Below are 19,809 nucleotides of genomic sequence, written 5' to 3' on the forward strand. Positions count from 1 at the left end.
CCGGATAAACCATAAAGGCCACCTGGTAGATGAAAAAGACCATCAGCAGCCGACCCAGACCCGGTAGCTGTCGCAGCTGACGCAGACTGCCCATCGGATTCGCGCGCGCCCGGCTGAAGGGACGGCGGATCGCATCCGTGACGGTCTCTTTCAGCACAAAATAGCCGAAGACACCATTGAGTGCGGCAAGTGCCGCTGCCGCGTAAAACGGCGCTCGGGTGCCAAAGCCCGCCAGCAGGCCGCCCATGAGCGGGCCAAGAACAAACCCCAGACCAAAGGCCGCGCCCACCAGCCCGAAGTTGGCAGCGCGCTTTTCAGGCGCGGAGATGTCGGCCATATAGGCATTTGCAGTTGACTGGGTAGCGGCGGTAATGCCGCCGACGACGCGGCCGGCCAGCAGCAGCCATATACTGCCGGCGACTGCCATCACCAGATAATCGAGTGCCATGACAGCCAGCGAAATCAGCAGAACGGGGCGGCGCCCGAAACGGTCCGAGAGACCGCCGATCACCGGCCCGAACAGGAACTGCATCACGGCAAAGGTGGTGGAGAGCACGCCGCCCCAGAGTGCTGCACTCGCCAGATTGCTGCCCTGCACCTCCTGGATAAGGTCGGGCATAACAGGGATGATCAGCCCGATGCCCATCGCGTCGATCATCACCGTGATCAGGATGAAAACGACCGAAGGCTGCATCCGTTCAGAGCGCCCGCACCCTGGCGACAAAGGCACGTGCGGCATCCGGTGCATCGCCCATGCGGGTCTCTGCGTCAAAGAGCCCGCGAGGCAGGTCGGGATGGGCGGCGCGCGCAACCACGCTGAGGCTGCTGCCGGAGTGCAGCGCCTCCTGCACCAGATTTTTCGTGGCGGCCTGGGCCTCCGGTCGCGGCATATCACGGGCCAGCGCAAAGCTCAGCGCCTCGGCAAAGACCATGTCCTGCCCGGCGGAAATGCCCTCGCGCATGGCTCGTTCATCCGGTGCGAGGTTGCTGAGCAACTGTTTCGCAATCTGCAGACCGGCAGCTATGCTGAGCGCAATCTGCGGCAGGACAGCCCATTCGGTGAACCATGCAGCACCATCGCGCTGGTGCTGGTGTTGCGCCGATGCATGCAGCGCCGCCTGCAGGCCCGAGACCTGATGCGCGAGGGCGGCCAGAGCAGAGGGGGCCACAGGGTTCTGTTTCTGCGGCATTGTCGAGGATGCGCCGGCACCCTGAAGCTGCACTTCGCCGATGCCGGACGCGGCAAGGGCCGTGAGCGTCTGCCCCATCCCGCCCAGTGTCGCTGTGACCTCTGCCATCCAGGACGCGATGCGCAGCACCGGACCTCGATCTGTATGCCAGGTCCGGCCAGGATCGTGGAGCCCGAGCCCCTCTGCCAGTGCCGCTCGAAGGGCCGGCACGTCAGGTCCAAGCTCTGAGGCTGTGCCGGCGGCCCCCGAGAGCGAGACCCACAGGCTGCGGTCCCGCAGGCCCGCCAGCGCCTGCAGCGCATCCGCGAGCGGCATGCCCCAGCCCGCGAGGACAGCACCCCAGCTTGTCGGTGTCGCCTGCTGACCCCAGGTGCGTGCGGCCATCGGTGTCTGCGCATGTGCCTCCGCCTGATCGGCAAGCATGATGAGCACGGTGCGCAGATCATTTTCGGCCAGCAGCAGCACCTGGCGCAGCCGCAGCATCAGACCTGTATCCATGATATCCTGTGAAGTCGCCCCCCGGTGCACAAACTGAGCATGTTCAGGCGCGTTCATCTCGCTGCGGAACGCTGCGACCAGCCCCGGTACAGGGACGCCGTTGGTCCCTGTTGCAGCGGCCAGCGCACCAGGATCAATCTGGATCTCCAGCGATGCGCGATGAATGGCGGCCGCACTGATTTCCGGGATGATCCCGGCTTTGCCCTGCGCTTTGGCCAGCGCCCCTTCGACCAGCAGCATGGCGCGCAAAGCCGCACTGTCTGAAAAGAGCCGGCCGGCCTCGCCGGTCGGGAAAAGCTGCGCATGCAGCGGGCTGTCGAAAAAGCTGGATGCCATCAGTTCAGATATGTCCTGTGTCGCGCAGGAAACCGGTGAGCACACGGGCGTATTCTTCGGGCTGTTCAACACAGGGCAGGTGGCCTGCCTTGCGGATCAGATGGAATTTACTGCCGGGGATCAGCCCGATGGTTTCACGGACCAGATCCGGCGGTGTGGAGCCGTCTTCGTCTCCCGCTATACCAAGCGCAGGCAGACGCAGGCTGGCCGTAGTGGTGTAAAAGTCCGTGCCCGAAATGGCGGCTGAACACCCGGCATAGCCCGCAGCCTCCTGCCGGGTCAGCATGTTGCGCCAGAGCTCGAGTTCGGGCGTGGCGCGGAAGGCCTTCGAAAACCAGCGTTCCATAACAGCATCCGCGAGGCTTTCTATCCCGCCTGCGCGCACGGCAGCAATCCGGTCATCCCACAGCGCCTGGGTGCCGATGCGCGCACCGGTATTGGAAAGTACCACACCGCGCACCAGATCCAGCCGTTTCACCGCCAGCCCCTGAGCAATCATGCCGCCGATTGAGAGCCCGACAAAAATGCAGTCTTTCACTCCGAGATGATCCAGCAGCTTCTCTGCATCGGTCACGAGAGCGCCCATGGAATAAGGCGCTGCAGGGCAGCCCGACAGCCCGTGACCGCGTTTGTCATAGCGGATCACCCGCAACCCGGCGGGCAGCAGCGGCAGCACCGGATCCCAGAGCCGCATATCGGTGCCCAGCGAATTGGCAAAGACCACAGGCGGGCCGTCCGCGGGCCCGTCAGTGCGGTAGTGAAGGCGGATATCTCCGAAATCAGCAATCTGCATGGGCACTCTCCGGGGTCAGACTGTGTAGCGGTTCAGGGCTGTAATAAAAACGTCCGGATCCACATTGCCGCCCGAGATCGTGACGATGACATCCTCGCCCCTGATCTCATCGTCGTGAAAGAGTGCTGCGGCCATGGCCACGGCACCTCCGGGTTCGGCCACCAGCTTCAGCCGGCTGAAAATATGTGCGACCGCGTGCAGTGCTTCGGCATCGGTTACGACAATGCCCGGGCCGGCGAGACGCTGCAGGATCGGAAAGGTGATCTGTCCGGGCTCGGGCGAAATGATGGCGTCACAGATGCTGCCTGTAAGAGCCGCATTGCGCCGGATTTCACCGGCAGCCAGTGACCGGATCATGTCGTCAAAGTTCTCGGGCTCTACCGGGCGCACGCGCAGCCCGGGCGCTTCAGCTTCCAGCGCAAGGGCGATCCCGGATGCAAAGCCGCCGCCACCGCAACACACCAGAACATCAGCCTTTTGTATCCCCGCGTCGGCGGCCTGGCGGGCAATCTCGAGCCCGGCTGTGCCCTGTCCCGCGATCACCTCAGGCTCGTCAAACGGCCGGATCAGCGTCAGACCGCGTGATGTCGCGATCTCCGTTCCGATCGCATCCCGGTCTTCGGTGGACCGGTCATAGAGCACCACTTCACCACCCAGGGCGCGGGTATTGTCAATTTTCATCTTTGGCGCGTCAGATGGCATGACGATCACCGCAGGCGCACCGAATTCAGACGCAGCGAGAGCCACGCCCTGCGCGTGATTACCGCTGGAATATGCGATGACACCGCGCTTGCGGGTCTCGTCAGAAAGGGCAGAGACAGCAGCCCGTCCGCCACGGTATTTAAAGCTGCCAGTATGTTGCAGACACTCAGGTTTGATCCAGACCCGCCGTCCGGCAACCCTGTCCAGAAAAGCCGAGCGCAAAAGCGGCGTTTCCACCACATGGCCGCGGATCCGCTCATCGGCTGCACGGATCATTTCGATATTCATTTCAGGGCCTCTGTCCAGGTCTGAAGGGCCGCGATGGCCTCCGGCTCGTCCAGAAACGGGATATGCCCGCGTCCGACCACCGTTGCCGAGATCATATCCGGTCTGCGTCGCTGCATTTCAGCCAGCGTTTCAGGCGAAAGAAGATCGGAGTTCTCACCGCGGATACAGGCCAGCGGCAGGCCCTCCATCGCATCAAAGAAGGGCCAAAGATCCGGGGCAGCCTGTGCACCCTGGCTTTCAACCGCGTCGCGCAGCTTGGGGTCATACGTGATCGTAAGCCCGTCGCCGGACATCCTGAAATGTTTCAGCGCCTCTTCCATCCAGCGTGAAAAAGGCACGTCTTTAAAGCCGGTCATCGTGCGTTCCAGCGCCTGTGCAGCATCCATGTGGTTTTTAGCGCCCGGGTTGCGCCCGAGGTATCCCATGATGAATTCCAGACCCTTCGGATCAATTTCAGGCCCGATATCGTTCAGCGCAACGCCACACAGCCGGTCTTTGTGCCCCATCGCCAGCCCCATCGCGTTGAGGCCGCCGCGCGAGGTGCCGAGGACCGCGACCCTGTCGAGACCGAGATGATCGAGCAGTTCAACCACGTCTCTGCACTCAACCGGCAGCGTGTAGTTCTGCCAGTGGCGGTCCCATGAAGATCTGCCCCGGCCCCGGTAATCGAGCCGGATCATCCGGCACCCCCGCAGATATGGTGCGACATAATCGAAATCAGCGGTGGTACGCGTCAGACCGGCAAGACACAACAGCGGCAGCCCGGTGCCTTCATCGGAGTAATACAGCGTCAGTCCATCAGAGGTGAGAAATTCGCTCATCAGAGCCCCGCAAGCGCCGGAATACCCGTCAGATCGGGCATGGTGTGTGCCGGCGTCCAGGGCAGCCGGTCCACCGGTTCGCCGGCGCGGTTCACCCAGGCCGTGGTAAACCCGTAACCGGTAGCACAGGCTGCGTCCCAGCCATTGGAAGAGACAAAGAGTACCTCGTCATGCGCGCAGTCAAATCGTTTCCCGACAAGGTCATAGACCCGTGCATCGGGTTTGAAGACACCAACGGATTCCACCGACAAAACATCATCCAGCACATCGCCGATGCCGGCCGAGTTAACAGCCCCCGAAAGCATATCCGGCGAGCCGTTAGAGAGGATCGCGGTGTTCATTCCGCCTGCTTTAAGCGCCGCAAGCATGGAAGGCACCTCCGGGTAGGCCTGCAGTTCCCAGTAAAGCGCCAGAAGCCGTTCGCGCAGTTCCGGGTCGCCCGCCACGCCGTTGCGCTCCAGCGCCCAGTCGAGACCCTGCCGGGTGACCTGCCAGAAATCCTCATGCGCGCCGGCGACAGCCCGCAGCCAGGTGTATTGCAGCTGTTTCAGCCGCCAGTGCTCGGCCAGCACCTGCCAGGTGTCGCTGATCTGGCTGAAAGCGGGCTCTGAAGCCGCCTGACGGGCAGCTGCGGCGACATCAAAAAGCGTGCCGTAGGCGTCAAACACACAGGTGGTGACAGGCATAAATCAAGGATCTCCCGGAAGGTCAGAGACAGAGTGTCACGCCTGCGTCCGCGCGAAAAGGGAGAAAACACGGGATTTTCGGGTTTACTCGCGAGGACAGGACAGGCAGGTTGCTGCCATATCCGGAGAACCCGCGCAGATACGCGGCCTCCCGCATTCTTTCCCAAACATAACCGGAGATCTTATGACCGAAGTAAAATCGGGCGATACCGTTGCCATTCACTATACCGGGACACTGACAGACGGCACCACATTCGACAGCTCTGAGGGCCGTGACCCGCTGGAGTTCGTTGTCGGCTCCGGACAGATCATTCCCGGCCTCGACACCGCAATGCCGGGCATGAAAGAGGGCGAGAAAAAGACCGTCGAGATCCCCAGCGAGCAGGCCTATGGTCCGGTCAATCCGGAAATGCGTCAGGCGGTGCCGCGCGAAGGCATCCCGGATGAGATCCCGCTCGAGATCGGCACGCAGCTGCAAATGCAGACACCGGATGGCCAGGCGATGCCTGTGATGGTTGTCGAGGTGGACGAATCAACCGTGACACTCGACGCAAATCACCCGCTGGCCGGCAAGGACCTGCGGTTTGATATCGAACTGACGAAAATCGGCTGAAGGCCGGTGGCCGGGCGGCTCAGTTGGTCGCCTGGTCCGGTTCGGGCCGGTTCACGGGCAGCTGTGAGCCTGGCAGGCCGGCCAGTTCCGGTGAGGACTGGTCGGCAGCCGCCTGCGGCTGCGGACGGCCTGCGGCCAGAATTTCATCGACAGATCCGCCATCCAGAGCGGTTTCGACCATCGGTCTGAAATCGTCTATCTTCTGCTGCAGCTGCGGCTGGATGACCGGGTCAGACCACAGCGCAGTCGAGAACACGATCGCTGTGATCGGCATCAGAACCTTTGCATAAAAACGTGCACTTGCAGCACGCTGCAGGCAGGCGATCTGGCGACGGTCTTTTTTGTTCAGTCCTGGTGTCATGCGCTCATCTGTAAAAACAGATTAGGGCGCGAGTGCGGCGAAAACGTGGAGTGATACCGGCAAGGGGCTTGGTGGCCGTGCGAGGTGTCAGAGGTTCTCGCTCTGTGGCATGCCCAGCACGTGAAACCCGCCATCGACCCGGACTATTTCACCCGTGGTGCAGGCGCCGGCATCGGAGGCAAGCCAGACGGCAGTGCCGCCCACAGCCTCAAGCGTGGCATTTGAGCGCAAAGGCGCGTTCTGATCAGTATGTTTATAGGTGCGCCGCGCACCACCGATGGCGGCCCCGGCCAGGGTTTTCATCGGCCCCGGAGAGATCGCATTGACGCGGATCCTCTCTGGCCCGAGATCATTTGCAAGATACCGCGTGGCACTCTCGAGTGCTGCCTTGGCAACGCCCATCACATTGTAGCTCGGCGTGACCCGGTTCGACCCCATATAAGTCAGGGTCAGCAGGGTTCCGCCATTGTCTTTCATGAGCGGATGCGCACGACGCGCGATCTCGATGAAAGAATAGGCGCTGATATCAAGCGAGTTCCGGAAATTTGCACGCGATGTGTTCAGGAACCGCCCTGTAAGTTCAGATTTGTCTGAAAAAGCAATGGCATGAACGACAAAATCAATCGTTGGCCAGCGATTGCCCAATGCCTCAAACGCCGCATCCAGTGAGGCATCATCGGTCACATCCACATCGACCATGAAATCCGAGCCCACGGATTCCGCCAGTGGTTTCAGACGCGAGCCAAAGGCCTCTCCCTGATACGTAAAAGCCAGTTCAGCACCGGCTTCCGCCATCGCTTTTGCAATCCCCCAGGCGATCGAGCGCTCGTTCGCCACGCCCATGATAAGACCGCGTTTCCCTGCAAGAAGACCTGACATATGCGTGTTCCTCAGCCGTTGAACTTCGACAAAATCATCGAGCCGTTGGTGCCGCCGAACCCGAAAGAGTTCGTCATCACGGAATCGAGCCCTGCGTTTTCCACAGATTTCAGTGCCACCTCGCCGGGTTGAATGGCCGGGTCGAGTTCCCGCACATTGATGGACTTCGCAATGAAGTCATTTTCCAGCATCAGCAGGCTGAAGATGGCTTCCAGTGCACCGGCGGCCCCCTGGGCGTGACCGGTCATTGATTTTGTGGAACTGACCGGCGGCGTGCTGCCCTCGCCGAACACACGGCGCACCGCTTCGATCTCGCCCACATCGCCCACCGGTGTAGAGGTGCCATGGGCGTTGATATAGCCCACTTTGCGCCCCTCGGGCAGGGTGCTCAGTGCCAGACGCATCGCGCGCTCGCCGCCTTCGCCCGAAGGCGCGACCATGTCATGCCCGTCGGATGTCGCGGCATAGCCGGTAACCTCGGCATAGATCTTTGCCCCCCGCGCCAGCGCGTGATCGAGATCTTCCAGCACCACGATGCCGCCACCGCCCGAGATCACAAATCCGTCGCGGTTAGCATCAAAGGCGCGGCTCGCCTCTTTCGGGGTGTCGTTGTACTTGCTGCTCATTGCCCCCATGGCGTCGAAAAGACATGACAGCGTCCAGTCCAGCTCCTCGCCGCCACCTGCGAACATCACATCCTGTTTGCCCAGCATGATCTGTTCGGCGGCATTGCCGATACAGTGCAGCGATGTCGAGCAGGCGGAGGTGATCGAATAGTTGATGCCCTTGATCTTATAGGCCGTGCTGAGATTGGCGCTGACGGTAGAGGACATGCATTTTGGTACCGCAAAGGGGCCGATGCGCTTGGTGGCGCCGGTCTCACGCACCACATTATGCGCGGTCAGCATGGCAGAAGTCGACGGCCCGCCGGAGCCTGCAACAAGCCCGGTGCGCGGGTTGGAGATGATGCTTTCATCAAGCCCTGCATCCGCGATCGCCTGACCCATCGCAATATGGGCATAGGCCGCACCCGGGCCCATGAAGCGCAGCGTGCGTTTATCGATATGCTCAGAGATGTCGATTTTCAGCGTGCCGGCGACCTGGCTGCGAAATCCGTGCTCCGCCATTTCCGGGCTGGCTTCGATGCCGCTGGTGCCGGCCTTCAGAGACGCCAGAACTTCCTCAGCATTATTTCCGATGGATGAGACGATGCCCAGTCCTGTCACAACGACGCGGCGCATGGCGCTCTCCTTATTGTTCGTATCCGGTGGCGTCAGGTCAGTTTTCTGACAGTGCAACCTTCATATCCATGACCTGATAGATGGTCTCGCCATCTGCCTCCACACGGCCATTGGCCACGCCCATTGTCAAGCGCCGGGTCTGGATGGCCTTGGTGAAATCTACGTAATAGGTCAGCATCTTGCGATCGGGGCGGACCATGCCGGTAAGCTTGACCTCGCCCACGCCAAGCGCATAACCGCGCCCCTGCCAGCCGCGCCAGCCGAGGTTGAAACCGGTGAGCTGCCACAGACCGTCGAGGCCCAGACAGCCGGGCATGATCGGGTTTCCGGGAAAGTGGCACCCGAAAAACCACAGATCGGGTGTGATATCAAACTCGGCCACGACATGACCTTTGCCATGCTCGCCGCCATCGCCGGAGATATCTGTGATCCGGTCCATCATCAGCATCGGCGGTTCAGGCAGTTGTGCGTTGCCGGGACCGAAAAGCTCTCCGCGCGCGCATTTCAGCAGGTCTTCTTTTGCGAAACTGTTAGGATACTGGCTCATTTTTCCGGTGCCTCCTGCGCGGCCGTTTTTTATGCTCTGACCCGTCTAGCACCGCGTTTGCCTGTCCTGCAAGGGTGCGCCATACGGGCTGACTGGTTGCAACAGCCCTGCAATAGTCCGATCTGCCGCACCCGAAAAGCGACGAATGGAATTGAAAACCCCGCACTTAAGCCCTTATATTACCCGCAGGAACCGGATGAGGCCGCAATGACAGTGCAGCAAAATGACATCGGAGCGACCTGGCTTGCCAAAGCGGGCCTGAGACCGACGCGCCAGCGGGTGACGCTGGCGGGCCTTCTGATCGGTGATGGTCAGCACCGGCATGTAACCGCCGAAAGCCTTTTCGATGCGGCCAAAGCACAGGGGGAGGCCGTTTCACTGGCGACGGTCTATAATACGCTGCGCGCCTTTTGTGATGTGGGGCTGATGCAGGAAGTCACTGTGGACGGCTCCAAAAGCTATTTTGACACCAACACCCACGATCATCCGCATTTTTACTGGGAAGACGAGGCGCGTCTGACCGATGCCCCCTCGGACCAGCTGGTGATTTCGCGCGTGCCGGATGCCCCCGAGGGTGCCGAAATCGCCTCCGTGGATGTGGTCATCCGGTTACGTCGCAACAAATGACGCAAACGAACCCTCTTTGACTGGTCGGGCGAATAAAGTCTCCTGAGGATCATCAGGGAGACAAATATGGCGCAACAATTGATTACCGGTCAGGACATCACCTCTTATCAGCGTGACGGGGTTGTGCTGGTCCCCGGGCTTTTTGCGCAGCATGTGGAAACCCTGCGTGCAGGCGTGGAGCGGAACATGGCACAGCCCGGACCCTTTGCGTCAGAGAACCAGCGCGACGGTGAGACGGGCCGCTTCTTTGACGATTACTGCAACTGGCAGCGCATCCCCGAGTTCGAGCAGGTAGCCAGAGACCCCGCAATCGCATCCGCTGCCGCCGCTCTGATGGGCTCTGAGCGGGTGCAGCTTTTCCATGATCATGTGCTGGTCAAAGAACCGGGCACCTCGATGGCCACGCCCTGGCATCAGGATGCACCTTATTATTTTGTCGAAGGACAGCACACTTTGAGTTTCTGGGTGCCGCTTGATCCGGTCCGCGAGGCAAGTCTGCGCTGTGTGGCAGGCTCGCATCGGTGGGAAAAAGACGTGCTGCCTACCCGCTGGGCCAAAGGCGATGCCTTCTTTGATCCCGAACCCTATATGCCTGTTCCCGATCCCGACGCCGAAGGCATGGCGGTCGTTGAATACCAGATGCAGCCGGGAGACGCCGTGGCGTTTCATTTCCGGACCCTGCATGGCGCGCGGGGTAACAGCTCGGGGAGCCGCCGGCGGGCGTTCTCCCTGCGGCTTGTGGGGGATGACGCGCGTTATGTCGCGCGGCCCGGGCCTACCTCTCCGCCCTTTCCGGGCCACGATATGGCACCGGGGCAGGTGCTGCGAGAGGACTGGTTTCCCGTCCTGCAGTAACCGGGCTCAGGCACGGATGCGCTGCCGCGTCCTGAGGCGTGCGGGCAAGGGCAGGGACCGGATCAGGTGGTGAACCGTGCCCTGGTACGGTTTGCAAAGGCCACCAGCGTCAGCATCACCGGCACCTCGACAAGCACGCCGACGACAGTGGCCAGAGCCGCACCCGAATTCAGGCCAAACAGGCTGATTGCCACCGCTACCGCCAGCTCAAAGAAGTTCGAGGTTCCGATCAGCGCGCAGGGGGCGGCGATGCGGTGCGGCACTTTCAGCGCAAAAGCCGCCGCATAGGCGACGGCGAATATTCCGTAGCTCTGCAGGATAATCGGCACTGCGATCAGCAGGATAACGAGCGGTTTGGAAACAATTGTCTGGCCCTGCAGTCCGAAAAGGATGACCACAGTGGCGATGAGGCCGACGATGGAATAAGGCTTTACCCTCGCCTGAAACGCCTCGATCCGCTCAGGACTGGCAAGATGCCGGCGCGTCAGCAAACCGGCCGCAAGCGGCAGCGCCACAAAGAGCAACACCGACAGCACAAGCGTGCTCCAGGGCACAACAATATCAGTCACGCCCAGCAGGAACGCCACGATCGGCGCGAAGGCCACAACCATGATCAGGTCGTTGGCAGAGACCTGCAAAAGCGTGTAGCCGGCATCGCCCCGGGTCAGCTGGGACCAGACAAAGACCATCGCCGTGCAGGGGGCCGCCCCCAGCAGAATGAGCCCCGCGATATACTGCGATGCATCTTCGGGCGCGATCCACGGCGCAAATACATACTCAAAAAACACCACCGCAAGAGCGGCCATGGTAAAAGGTTTGATCAGCCAGTTGACGACCAGCGTGATCATGAGACCGGCAGGCTGGCGCGCCACATCCCGCAACGATCCCGGATCGACGCCCACCATCATCGGATAAACCATTGCCCAGATCAGAACGGCAACCACCAGATTGACACGGGCGACTTCGGCTGCCGCAACGCCTGCAACAAGCCCCGGGGCCAGATTGCCGGTTATAATGCCTGCAAACATCGCCAGTGCGATCCAGACCGACAGGTACTTTTCAAATACGCCCATTGGGGTCTCTCTTTGCGCCCTGGTGACTGCGACCCGTGCGGTCATTTTCTCCGCCCTGATTAATGCGGGATCAACAGGGCTTTGTACACCGCAGGGGTAATCTGCCGGCTGACACGGATCAGGTTGGGTATGAAGCGGTGCACAAGCCCGGAAACTGCATGGTCAGGTCCGGACCGGTGTCACGGCAGATGTCACGCAAAAAGACTGCAAGCGCTGACCTTCAGAACCACTGCCCCGGCTCCATCAGCCCCAGATCCAGAAGCTGACGGGAATGCCATTCAAAACGCTCTGAGTTATGCCAGGTGAAATTTTCAATGTCATACCGGCTGCCGGGGTTCGTTTTCAGCGCTTTGGCCGTCCGGAATGAACAGATCGCCGCCGTGATATTGTGATGCCAGGGGCAGGCAAAGGTATTGTATTCTTCGTCTGAAAACGTGTGATCTGACCGCAGCTTGAGGTCAGGTCTGGCCCGGAAAATGCCGATCCGGTCGATTTTGCGCCGCTCACCGGGCACGTGCTCTTCAAACCGCCAGCGCAGCCCGCCAAAGAAATCCAGTTGCCGCTCTTTGGGATGGTCGTGACTGGCCGGGTCCTTGCGGGCAAGCGCGTAATATCCTGACCGGTCGAGATGCGCGTTCTCCAGCGACACCGCATCGGGAAAAGCGCCAAGATCATGCGCGTAAAGATCGACCACATAAGTCAGCATCGCATCACGCCGCTCTTCTGTGTGAAACGCCAGCATTTCCCCGACGGTCCGCGTCTCGCAGAACGGAAAGAAAAGATATTCGGCATTAAAGCAATAATATATCCACACGCCGGGTGTCGAAGCTGCACAGATGCTGTTGACCGCGTGTTCCATGGCGCCCTCAGCGGTGGCGTCATAGTCAATCCGGTGCACAACCGTCTGCAGATCACGTGGCAGATCAAAGCCGGCCGGCATAAGCGCGATGACCGTCCTGAACCCTGACTGATGATGATGACGCAGCGTGGTATCCACTTCCACATCATCCTCGACCAGCACGATCGCAACCGGCCCTGTTTTCAGCGCATGTTTCCCTGTTTCGAGAAACTCAGGCAGGGTTTCGTACCGCATGTTGTGCTCCGCCGCATCTGCGCGGGCAGACTCAGGGATTTCACACTGCATTGCAAGCCCCGCCGCAGGCTGGTACTCAGCGCGCCAACCTCCCTCAGACCGGACCGATGCGATGACCGCGCCCAAAAAGCTCTTTATCAGGACCTACGGCTGTCAGATGAACGTCTATGACAGCGAGCGCATGGCCGAATCCCTCGGCGGTCAGGGCTATGTGGAAACGCAGCGGGCGGAAGAGGCGGATATGATCCTGCTCAACACCTGCCACATCCGCGAAAAAGCAGCCGAAAAAATATATTCAGAGCTTGGCCGGCTGAAACCTCTCAAAGCCGCGAACCCTGATCTTAAAATCGGCGTTGCAGGCTGTGTGGCTCAGGCCGAGGGCGAGGAGATCATGCGCCGCCAGCCCGCCGTGGATCTGGTCGTCGGGCCACAGTCGTATCACCGGCTGCCTGAGATGGAGCAGAGTCTGCGCGAGGGCAAAAAAGCGCTCGATACCGACTTCCCGCAGGAGGATAAATTCGAGGTGCTGAAATCGCGCCCGAAAGGCCGTCGCGCGCCGTCAGCCTTTCTGACCGTTCAGGAGGGGTGCGATAAATTCTGTGCCTTCTGCGTCGTGCCCTACACCCGTGGCGCCGAAGCCAGCCGCCCGGTGAGCCGCATTCTCGAAGAAGCACGCGATCTGACAGAACGGGGCGTGTGCGAGATCACCCTGCTGGGGCAGAACGTGAATGCGTATCACGGTACCGGGACGGATGGCGCCGAACAGACACTGGCCGGGCTGATCTGGCATCTCAACGGGATCGACGGTCTGGAACGTATCCGCTATACCACCTCGCACCCCAATGACATGCACGACGATCTGATCGCAGCCCATGCTGAATGCGACAAGCTGATGCCCTATCTGCATCTGCCGGTACAATCGGGCTCTGACCGGATCCTGAAACGGATGAATCGCAGCCACACAACAGAAAGCTATCTGCGTCTCATTGAAAAAATCCGGGCCGCCCGTCCCGATATTCTGATGTCGGGCGATTTCATCGTGGGCTTTCCCGAAGAAACAGAGGCGGATTTCCAGGCAACGCTCGATCTGATTTCGGAGGTAAACTACGGCTATGCCTACTCGTTCAGATACTCCCCGCGCCCGGGAACGCCCGCCGCAGAACGCGGCCAGGTCGATCCGGCAGAGGCGGATGACAGGCTGCAACGGATCCAGGCGCTGATCACAAAGCAGCAGCAGGACATCCAGGCGGGCATGGTCGGACGCGACCTGAATGTGCTCGTCGAAAAGCCCGGTCGGGAAACAGGGCAGATGGTGGGCAAATCCGAATATCTGCATGCGGTCCACATAGAAAATTCGGATGCTGCGGTCGGTGATATGGTTCCGGTGAGAATCGTCGAAGCCAAACGCAACTCACTCGCCGCTGTCAGCCGCTGAAAGTCTCCTTGCAAAGAGACGCCACGGGGCCTTCCAGCCACGCCCGGGTGCAAATACGGCGCTTTGCCCCGGGCCTTTACCGGTTTTCTGCACTGCGACGGCCAAAAGTCCCACGGAACAGCTTGCGCAGCAGAGCCGGAATTGGCACCGTTCTTTCAGGCCCCATTCCCCAAGGAGCAGGTATTGCCCTCCAGTGACACAAGTGCCACCGACACCCTGACTGCGGCCCCGGGCGGTGTGGTTGAGTTTCCCGATAACAGGCTGCTGATTGACCTCTGCGGTCCCTATGACGCGAATCTGGCACAGATCGAAAAGGCGCTTGGCGTTCAGATCGTGCGGCGTGGCAACCAGCTTGCCGTCATCGGGGATGCCGATGCCGGAACCGACGCCATGAGGGTGCTGCATGCACTCTACACGCGGCTCGAAAGCGGACGCGTGGTCGAGACCGCAGACGTCGATCGCGAGCTGCGCATGGGCCCCTTCGAGGAAACCACGCCCGAAGACGGCGACCAGCTTGAGATGCCTATCGGCAACCGTATTGAAATCCAGACCCGTAAAAAGCGGGTGGAGCCGCGCACTGACGCCCAGAAAAATTATGTTCAGTCGCTTTTCGAGAATGAACTGGCTTTCGGGATCGGCCCTGCCGGCACCGGTAAAACCTATCTCGCGGTTGCTGTCGGCGTGTCGATGTTTCTGACCGGTCAGGTGGATAAAATCATCCTGTCGCGTCCCGCCGTCGAGGCAGGCGAACGTCTGGGTTTTCTGCCCGGTGATATGAAAGACAAAGTCGACCCCTATATGCAGCCACTCTACGACGCTCTGGGAGATTTTCTGCCAGGAAAGCAGCTGGCAAGACTGATCGAGGAAAAGCAGATCGAAATCGCGCCACTGGCATTTATGCGCGGGCGCACGCTCTCCAACGCTTTTGTCGTACTGGACGAGGCACAGAACGCAACGTCGATGCAGATGAAGATGTTCCTCACCCGCCTCGGCGAAGGCTCACGCATGGTTATAACCGGCGACCGCACGCAGATCGACCTGCCGCGCGGTGTCTCCTCGGGCCTTGCCGATGCCGAACGCCTGCTCAGAACGATCCCGAAAATCAGCTTCAGCTATTTCACGTCCAAGGATGTCGTGCGCCATCCGCTGGTCGCGGCCATCATTGAAGCCTATGAGGCCGACACAGAAGGCACATGACGCCGAAATCTTCTCTGGCTGCAAATATCCCGGGGGTATGGGGGCTGGCCCCCATGAGGCTCTGAATGGCACCCGATATCCTGATTGAAGATCCGCGCTGGCACGACTGCGAATTCGAACGCCTCGCAACAGCGGCTCTGGCGGCAACGCTCACCCATATGGGCCTTGCAGACACGGATGCGGAAATCTCCCTGCTGGCCTGCAATGACGCGCGCATTGCCGGGCTGAACACTGATTTCAGAGACAAAGCCGGGCCCACCAATGTGCTGAGCTGGCCAGCTGTCGATCTTGCAGCTTCAGAGCCCGGCGGAACCCCGCACCCGCCGGTGCCGGGCATTGACGGCACGCTCGAACTGGGAGATATCGCGATTGCATTCGAGACCTGCAGGCGCGAGGCAGCGGATCTGGGGATTTCCATGGCCGGTCATGTCACACACCTCACCGTGCACGGGCTGTTACATCTTCTGGGCTATGATCACATTCGTGACGCTGATGCCACGCTGATGCAGCGGCTGGAAACTGAAATACTTGGCAAAATGGGTCTTGATGACCCATACAGGACATAAGGACGGCATCGCGCCGTCACTATTCGGAAAAGGACCCGATGGGCGACAACGACGGATCTTCTGAGGCGGCGCGGAGCGCGCAGCCGGAAAGCAACACCCCGACCGAGGCGGAACCTTCGAGGCCGGGCGGCTTTTTCAGCCGGGTGTTTGATGCATTGAGCCCCGGAGAAACCGGCGAGACCGGCACCCCGGACAGCGATTCTGAGCGCAGGCGCCAGACCCACGGCATGATTAATCTGCGCCGCATGCGGGTCGAGGATGTCTCGGTACCCAAAGCCGAAATCACAGCGCTGCCCGAAACCGCGACCCTCGATGAAGCTGTGCAGGTTTTCAAGGACAGCGGGCTTACGCGCCTGCCGGTCTATGACGGCACGCTGGATACACCGGTGGGCATGCTGCACCTCAAAGATATCGCGCTGACCCACGGGTTTAACGGCGGCGGCGCTGATTTTGATATGAAGACGATGGTCCGGCCGCTGCTTTTCGTGCCGCCTTCGATGAGCATCGGTGTGCTGCTGACGAAAATGCAATCTGAACGCCGCCACATGGCGCTTGTGATCGATGAGTACGGCGGCGTCGACGGGCTGGTCACTATTGAAGATCTGATCGAACAGGTCATCGGTGAGATCGAAGACGAACATGACGTGGACGAAGGGCTCTTCTGGACAGAAGAAAAGCCAGGCTGCTATCTCGCGCTCGCCAAGACACCGCTCGATGCGTTTGAAGCGGAGATCGGCCAGTCCCTCACCGACCATGATGAGGTCGATGAAGAAGAAATCGACACGCTTGGCGGTCTCGTTTTCATGCTGTCGGGCCGGGTTCCCGCGCGCGGCGAAGTGGTAGTGCACCCGGACGGACCCGAATTCGAGGTTCTGGACGCAGACCCGCGACGCATCAAACGGTTGCGCGTACGCACTGCGCCACCGGCTTCTTGACGGAAAACACAACGGCGGCGCGCCGGAAACCCTGGCGCTGGTATGCCCGCATGCCGCTCTGGCAGCGCATGGCTATTGCGGCGTTGACCGGCGCTGGCGCGGCGCTGGGGCAGGCACCCTGGGATCAGACGCTGCTGATGCTCCTGTTGTTGTCGATGGGTTTTCTGATGCTGCGGCGGCAGAAGACGGCCCGTCATGCCGGTGCTGTGGGCTGGGCTTTTGGCACCGGTTATTTTGCTCTTGCTCTCCACTGGATCGTTGAGCCGTTTCAGGTGGATGCGGCGCGACATGCCTGGATGGCGCCCTTTGCGCTGTTGTTTCTGAGCACCGGGCTTGCGCTGTTCTGGGGAGGGGCCTTCTGGGCTGCGCGCGCGCTTTCACTGCGCACCTGGCCGCTGATCCTGACCTGGACGGCTGCGGAAATTCTGCGGGCATATGCTTTTACCGGTTTTCCCTGGGCAAGCCCCGCACAGTCGCTGATCGACGGACCGGCCAGCAGGGCACTGGCGTTTTCCGGACCGCACGGTGCGATGTTATGGCTTATGTGTCTCGCATGGCTGCTGTCGTTCCCGGCTGTTTTTCGTCATCGGCCGGTCATGCGCGCCGCGCAAATTGCCGCGCTGGTTTGTGCTGCGTTGCTTTTCCATCTGCCGCTCTCCGCACCGCCGCCGGTGCTCACAGACCATACTGTCAGGCTGATCCAGCCAAATGCAGCGCAGCATCTGAAATGGCAGCCTGGCAACGCAGAGCTCTTCTTCCGGCGTCAGCTTGAACTGACGTCGGAGGCCCCCCGGGATCCTGGTAACCCGCCCGATCTGGTTGTCTGGCCTGAAACCGCCATCCCCTGGGCCCTTGACCGTGCGGGACCGGCGCTTGAACAGATCGTGCAAACGACCGCGGTTGGTGTGGTTCTGGGCGCGCTGAGACTGGATGCAGACGGGCTCTATAATTCCCTCGTGGTGCTGCAACCGGACGGTACCCCGGGTCAGGTGTACGACAAACACCACCTCGTGCCTTTTGGTGAATACATGCCGCTGAGTTCTCTGACCGACCGGCTGGGGATCAGCGGGCTCGCGTCGAACGGACGTGGCTTCAGTGCGGGGCCCGGACCCCGGTTGCTTGATTTCGGTCCGCTGGGCCGGGCGCTGCCACTCATCTGTTACGAGGCCGTGTTCTCGCAGGGTCTGTTCGGCACATCTGAACGGCCGGACTTTCTGTTGCAGATCACCAATGACGCCTGGTTCGGGCAGCATGCAGGGCCCGCGCAGCATCTTGCACAGGCGCGCATGCGCGCTATCGAGCAGGGTCTGCCCCTGATGCGATCGGCCAACACCGGTATTACGGCTATGATCGACCCCCGGGGCCGCATCACCGCCAGCCTCGCAACCGGTATCGCCGGGGGCCTTGATGTGCGGTTGCCGGCACCCGGCGCGCCCACGCTGTTCAGCCGGACCGGCAATCTGCCGGTGCTCCTCTTACTGAGTGTGGGTCTTGCCGGTCTGATCCTGCTGAACCTCAAAAACCGCCCCGCCGCCGCGTAATTCAGAAAATAGCATTTGACGCCCGCGTGACTGCCACGTAACCACAGCCGAACGTGTTCCAACGGCTTCCTGACGGCACACGATTTTTTTAATGGAGCGATGCATGTCCCGACAGAATTATACTTTCACTTCGGAATCCGTTTCCGAAGGCCACCCCGATAAGGTCTGTGACCGGATTTCCGACGCGGTACTCGATGCCTTTCTCGGGGAAGAACCCGAAGCGCGCGTGGCCGCGGAAACCTTTGCCACAACGAACCGGGTTGTGATCGGCGGTGAGGTCGGTTTGTCCGACAAAAGCAAGCTGAACGAATACATGGGGCGGATCGAAGAGATTGCGCGCGCCTGCATCCGGGACATCGGCTATGAGCAGGACAAATTCCATCACGCTACCTGCCAGATCACCAACCTGCTGCATGAGCAGTCGGCGCATATCGCCCAGGGCGTAGATGCAGCCGCCGACAAGGACGAAGGGGCTGGCGATCAGGGCATCATGTTCGGCTTTGCCACGCGCGAGACACCGGAACTTATGCCGGCGCCCATCCATTACGCCCATGCGATCCTGCGCCGTCTCGCAGAGGTGCGCAAAGACGGCACCGAGCCGACGCTGCGTCCTGACGCCAAGAGCCAGCTCTCCGTGCGGTATGAAGATGGCAAACCGGTTGGTGTGTCTTCCATTGTTCTGTCCACCCAGCACGCGGACGCTTCGCAGACCTCCGCTGACATCCGCGACATTGTGGAACCCTATATCCGGGAGGTTTTGCCCGACGGGTGGATCACCGCAGAAACCGAATGGTGGGTGAACCCCACAGGCACCTTCGTGATCGGTGGTCCGGACGGAGATGCGGGGCTGACCGGGCGCAAAATCATCGTGGACACCTATGGCGGTGCTGCACCGCACGGCGGCGGCGCGTTTTCCGGCAAAGATCCGACAAAAGTTGATCGTTCGGCGGCCTATGTCGCACGCTATCTGGCGAAAAACGTCGTTGCAGCGGGCCTCGCAGACAAATGCACCATCCAGCTCAGCTATGCGATCGGGGTGTCGAAGCCTTTGTCAATTTACTGCGATACCTTCGGGACCGGCGACGTGCAGGATTCAGCAATTGAGAAAGCGATCGGAGAGGTCATCGACCTGACGCCACGCGGGATTCGCAACCACCTGAAACTGAATAAACCGATCTATGAGCGCACTGCAGCCTACGGCCACTTCGGGCGTGCGCCCGACGATGACGGCGGCTTCAGCTGGGAAAAAACAGATCTGGTCAATGCGCTGAAATCAGCCATCTGACCCGGAGGCGCAGCTGGCGCTGCACGACATGCCGCCCGCTTCTGCCTCTGGCAGAAGCGGGCGCGTTCGTTTGCGGTGCCCGCAAACTCAGCCCGGGCGGAGAGGGCGTTGCAGTCGCGCGGAGGCCTGGTTACACGGCGGGCATGACAGATATGCCCCAACGCCCGCGCCGCAATTTTTATGGTCGCCTGAAAGGCAAAACGCTGAAGAAATCCCAGCGGGGGTATCTCGATGCGGATCTTGCCGG

At 60.8% G+C, this 19,809-nt stretch carries 21 protein-coding genes, 1 pseudogene and 1 riboswitch; of the genes and pseudogenes, 10 read left to right on the forward strand and 12 right to left on the reverse strand.

All coding sequences use genetic code 11. The annotated features are described in order from the left end of the window. From Q0M35_RS10100 to Q0M35_RS10125, 6 genes are all read right to left on the reverse strand, one after another. The coding region (locus Q0M35_RS10100) for an MFS transporter (RefSeq protein WP_295314815.1) at nucleotides 1–694 on the reverse strand (694 nt) is incomplete at its 3' end. Between the two features lie 4 nt (nucleotides 695–698). Then, complete coding sequence (locus Q0M35_RS10105) at nucleotides 699–2,024, reverse strand: lyase family protein (protein ID WP_295314775.1); 1,326 nt, start codon at nucleotides 2,022–2,024, stop codon at nucleotides 699–701. A 4-nt stretch (nucleotides 2,025–2,028) separates the two neighbouring features. After that, nucleotides 2,029–2,817: a 3-oxoadipate enol-lactonase gene (pcaD, locus tag Q0M35_RS10110; RefSeq protein ID WP_295314777.1), complete on the reverse strand. Its 789-nt coding sequence runs from the start codon at nucleotides 2,815–2,817 to the stop codon at nucleotides 2,029–2,031. Between the two features lie 15 nt (nucleotides 2,818–2,832). Continuing rightward, a complete protein-coding gene (locus Q0M35_RS10115; RefSeq protein WP_295314779.1) occupies nucleotides 2,833–3,807 on the reverse strand; it encodes a threonine/serine dehydratase in 975 nt (324 codons plus the stop codon). After that, on the reverse strand, nucleotides 3,804–4,628 hold the full coding sequence (locus Q0M35_RS10120; RefSeq protein WP_295314781.1) for an alpha/beta hydrolase: 825 nt from the start codon (nucleotides 4,626–4,628) through the stop codon (nucleotides 3,804–3,806). The genes Q0M35_RS10115 and Q0M35_RS10120 overlap by 4 nt, the downstream gene beginning before the upstream one ends. Further along, on the reverse strand, nucleotides 4,628–5,314 hold the full coding sequence (locus Q0M35_RS10125; RefSeq protein ID WP_295314783.1) for a haloacid dehalogenase type II: 687 nt from the start codon (nucleotides 5,312–5,314) through the stop codon (nucleotides 4,628–4,630). Before Q0M35_RS10125 ends, Q0M35_RS10120 begins: the two co-directional genes overlap by 1 nt. A 184-nt stretch (nucleotides 5,315–5,498) precedes the next feature. Here Q0M35_RS10125 and Q0M35_RS10130 point away from each other — a divergent pair, with 184 nt between their 5' ends. Then, on the forward strand, nucleotides 5,499–5,927 hold the full coding sequence (locus tag Q0M35_RS10130) for a peptidylprolyl isomerase (protein WP_295314785.1): 429 nt from the start codon (nucleotides 5,499–5,501) through the stop codon (nucleotides 5,925–5,927). A gap of 19 nt (nucleotides 5,928–5,946) precedes the next feature. Here Q0M35_RS10130 and Q0M35_RS10135 read toward each other — a convergent pair whose 3' ends face one another. The 4 genes from Q0M35_RS10135 to fabA form a co-directional block, all read right to left on the reverse strand. Further along, nucleotides 5,947–6,288 (reverse strand): hypothetical protein, encoded by a 342-nt coding sequence (locus tag Q0M35_RS10135; RefSeq protein WP_295314787.1) that lies wholly within the window; start codon nucleotides 6,286–6,288, stop codon nucleotides 5,947–5,949. 87 nt (nucleotides 6,289–6,375) lie between these two features. Continuing rightward, on the reverse strand, nucleotides 6,376–7,167 hold the full coding sequence (locus Q0M35_RS10140) for an enoyl-ACP reductase (protein ID WP_295314789.1): 792 nt from the start codon (nucleotides 7,165–7,167) through the stop codon (nucleotides 6,376–6,378). An 11-nt stretch (nucleotides 7,168–7,178) separates the two neighbouring features. Continuing rightward, the gene (gene fabB / locus Q0M35_RS10145) at nucleotides 7,179–8,408 is read right to left on the reverse strand and encodes a beta-ketoacyl-ACP synthase I (RefSeq protein ID WP_295314791.1); all 1,230 of its coding nucleotides are present in this window, start codon (nucleotides 8,406–8,408) and stop codon (nucleotides 7,179–7,181) included. A 37-nt stretch (nucleotides 8,409–8,445) separates the two neighbouring features. Continuing rightward, nucleotides 8,446–8,955 (reverse strand): bifunctional 3-hydroxydecanoyl-ACP dehydratase/trans-2-decenoyl-ACP isomerase, encoded by a 510-nt coding sequence (gene fabA / locus Q0M35_RS10150; protein WP_295314793.1) that lies wholly within the window; start codon nucleotides 8,953–8,955, stop codon nucleotides 8,446–8,448. A 207-nt stretch (nucleotides 8,956–9,162) separates the two neighbouring features. On the opposite strand from fabA, the gene irr reads away from it, so the two are divergent. Both irr and Q0M35_RS10160 read left to right on the forward strand, forming a co-directional pair. After that, the gene (irr, locus tag Q0M35_RS10155) at nucleotides 9,163–9,582 is read left to right on the forward strand and encodes a Fur family transcriptional regulator Irr (RefSeq protein ID WP_295314795.1); all 420 of its coding nucleotides are present in this window, start codon (nucleotides 9,163–9,165) and stop codon (nucleotides 9,580–9,582) included. Between the two features lie 66 nt (nucleotides 9,583–9,648). Further along, nucleotides 9,649–10,437 (forward strand): phytanoyl-CoA dioxygenase family protein, encoded by a 789-nt coding sequence (locus tag Q0M35_RS10160; RefSeq protein ID WP_295314797.1) that lies wholly within the window; start codon nucleotides 9,649–9,651, stop codon nucleotides 10,435–10,437. 62 nt (nucleotides 10,438–10,499) lie between these two features. On the opposite strand, the gene arsB is transcribed toward Q0M35_RS10160, so the two are convergent. Both arsB and Q0M35_RS10170 read right to left on the reverse strand, forming a co-directional pair. Beyond that, a complete protein-coding gene (gene arsB, locus Q0M35_RS10165) occupies nucleotides 10,500–11,510 on the reverse strand; it encodes an ACR3 family arsenite efflux transporter (RefSeq protein WP_295314799.1) in 1,011 nt (336 codons plus the stop codon). Nucleotides 11,511–11,730: 220 nt separating this feature from the next. Continuing rightward, nucleotides 11,731–12,603 (reverse strand): hypothetical protein, encoded by an 873-nt coding sequence (locus Q0M35_RS10170; RefSeq protein WP_295314801.1) that lies wholly within the window; start codon nucleotides 12,601–12,603, stop codon nucleotides 11,731–11,733. Between the two features lie 112 nt (nucleotides 12,604–12,715). Between Q0M35_RS10170 and miaB the strand changes: the two genes are divergently transcribed. The 7 genes and pseudogenes from miaB to Q0M35_RS10205 form a co-directional block, all read left to right on the forward strand. Next, on the forward strand, nucleotides 12,716–14,038 hold the full coding sequence (gene miaB / locus Q0M35_RS10175; protein WP_295314803.1) for a tRNA (N6-isopentenyl adenosine(37)-C2)-methylthiotransferase MiaB: 1,323 nt from the start codon (nucleotides 12,716–12,718) through the stop codon (nucleotides 14,036–14,038). Between the two features lie 183 nt (nucleotides 14,039–14,221). Beyond that, nucleotides 14,222–15,235, forward strand: a complete 1,014-nt coding sequence (locus Q0M35_RS10180) for a PhoH family protein (protein ID WP_295314805.1) — start codon at nucleotides 14,222–14,224, stop codon at nucleotides 15,233–15,235. Between the two features lie 65 nt (nucleotides 15,236–15,300). Further along, entirely contained in the window at nucleotides 15,301–15,801 is a 501-nt protein-coding gene (gene ybeY / locus Q0M35_RS10185) for an rRNA maturation RNase YbeY (RefSeq protein WP_295314807.1), read from the forward strand. Nucleotides 15,802–15,839: 38 nt separating this feature from the next. Continuing rightward, on the forward strand, nucleotides 15,840–16,736 hold the full coding sequence (locus tag Q0M35_RS10190; protein ID WP_295314809.1) for a hemolysin family protein: 897 nt from the start codon (nucleotides 15,840–15,842) through the stop codon (nucleotides 16,734–16,736). 50 nt (nucleotides 16,737–16,786) lie between these two features. After that, entirely contained in the window at nucleotides 16,787–18,277 is a 1,491-nt protein-coding gene (lnt, locus tag Q0M35_RS10195; protein ID WP_295314811.1) for an apolipoprotein N-acyltransferase, read from the forward strand. Between the two features lie 50 nt (nucleotides 18,278–18,327). Further along, a riboswitch (SAM-SAH riboswitch) is annotated at nucleotides 18,328–18,376 on the forward strand. Nucleotides 18,377–18,380: 4 nt separating this feature from the next. Then, on the forward strand, nucleotides 18,381–19,562 hold the full coding sequence (gene metK, locus Q0M35_RS10200; RefSeq protein ID WP_295314813.1) for a methionine adenosyltransferase: 1,182 nt from the start codon (nucleotides 18,381–18,383) through the stop codon (nucleotides 19,560–19,562). Nucleotides 19,563–19,705: 143 nt separating this feature from the next. Beyond that, nucleotides 19,706–19,809, forward strand: a pseudogene (locus Q0M35_RS10205) (tRNA (guanosine(46)-N7)-methyltransferase TrmB); the annotation flags it as partial.

The sequence above is a fragment of the Roseobacter sp. genome (assembly GCF_024639605.1).
GTDB lineage: Bacteria > Pseudomonadota > Alphaproteobacteria > Rhodobacterales > Rhodobacteraceae > Roseobacter.

Coding starts and splice junctions, on each gene's coding strand:
- fabB (WP_295314791.1), bottom strand. CDS start 8,408: ATGCGCCGCGTCGTTGTGACAGGACTGGGCATCGTCTCATCCATCGGA.
- Q0M35_RS10125 (WP_295314783.1), bottom strand. CDS start 5,314: ATGCCTGTCACCACCTGTGTGTTTGACGCCTACGGCACGCTTTTTGAT.
- fabA (WP_295314793.1), bottom strand. CDS start 8,955: ATGAGCCAGTATCCTAACAGTTTCGCAAAAGAAGACCTGCTGAAATGC.
- pcaD (WP_295314777.1), bottom strand. CDS start 2,817: ATGCAGATTGCTGATTTCGGAGATATCCGCCTTCACTACCGCACTGAC.
- arsB (WP_295314799.1), bottom strand. CDS start 11,510: ATGGGCGTATTTGAAAAGTACCTGTCGGTCTGGATCGCACTGGCGATG.
- ybeY (WP_295314807.1), top strand. CDS start 15,301: ATGGCACCCGATATCCTGATTGAAGATCCGCGCTGGCACGACTGCGAA.
- metK (WP_295314813.1), top strand. CDS start 18,381: ATGTCCCGACAGAATTATACTTTCACTTCGGAATCCGTTTCCGAAGGC.
- Q0M35_RS10135 (WP_295314787.1), bottom strand. CDS start 6,288: ATGACACCAGGACTGAACAAAAAAGACCGTCGCCAGATCGCCTGCCTG.
- lnt (WP_295314811.1), top strand. CDS start 16,787: ATGCCGCTCTGGCAGCGCATGGCTATTGCGGCGTTGACCGGCGCTGGC.
- Q0M35_RS10170 (WP_295314801.1), bottom strand. CDS start 12,603: ATGCGGTACGAAACCCTGCCTGAGTTTCTCGAAACAGGGAAACATGCG.
- Q0M35_RS10130 (WP_295314785.1), top strand. CDS start 5,499: ATGACCGAAGTAAAATCGGGCGATACCGTTGCCATTCACTATACCGGG.
- Q0M35_RS10115 (WP_295314779.1), bottom strand. CDS start 3,807: ATGAATATCGAAATGATCCGTGCAGCCGATGAGCGGATCCGCGGCCAT.
- Q0M35_RS10190 (WP_295314809.1), top strand. CDS start 15,840: ATGGGCGACAACGACGGATCTTCTGAGGCGGCGCGGAGCGCGCAGCCG.
- Q0M35_RS10105 (WP_295314775.1), bottom strand. CDS start 2,024: ATGGCATCCAGCTTTTTCGACAGCCCGCTGCATGCGCAGCTTTTCCCG.
- irr (WP_295314795.1), top strand. CDS start 9,163: ATGACAGTGCAGCAAAATGACATCGGAGCGACCTGGCTTGCCAAAGCG.
- Q0M35_RS10120 (WP_295314781.1), bottom strand. CDS start 4,628: ATGAGCGAATTTCTCACCTCTGATGGACTGACGCTGTATTACTCCGAT.
- miaB (WP_295314803.1), top strand. CDS start 12,716: ATGACCGCGCCCAAAAAGCTCTTTATCAGGACCTACGGCTGTCAGATG.
- Q0M35_RS10140 (WP_295314789.1), bottom strand. CDS start 7,167: ATGTCAGGTCTTCTTGCAGGGAAACGCGGTCTTATCATGGGCGTGGCG.
- Q0M35_RS10160 (WP_295314797.1), top strand. CDS start 9,649: ATGGCGCAACAATTGATTACCGGTCAGGACATCACCTCTTATCAGCGT.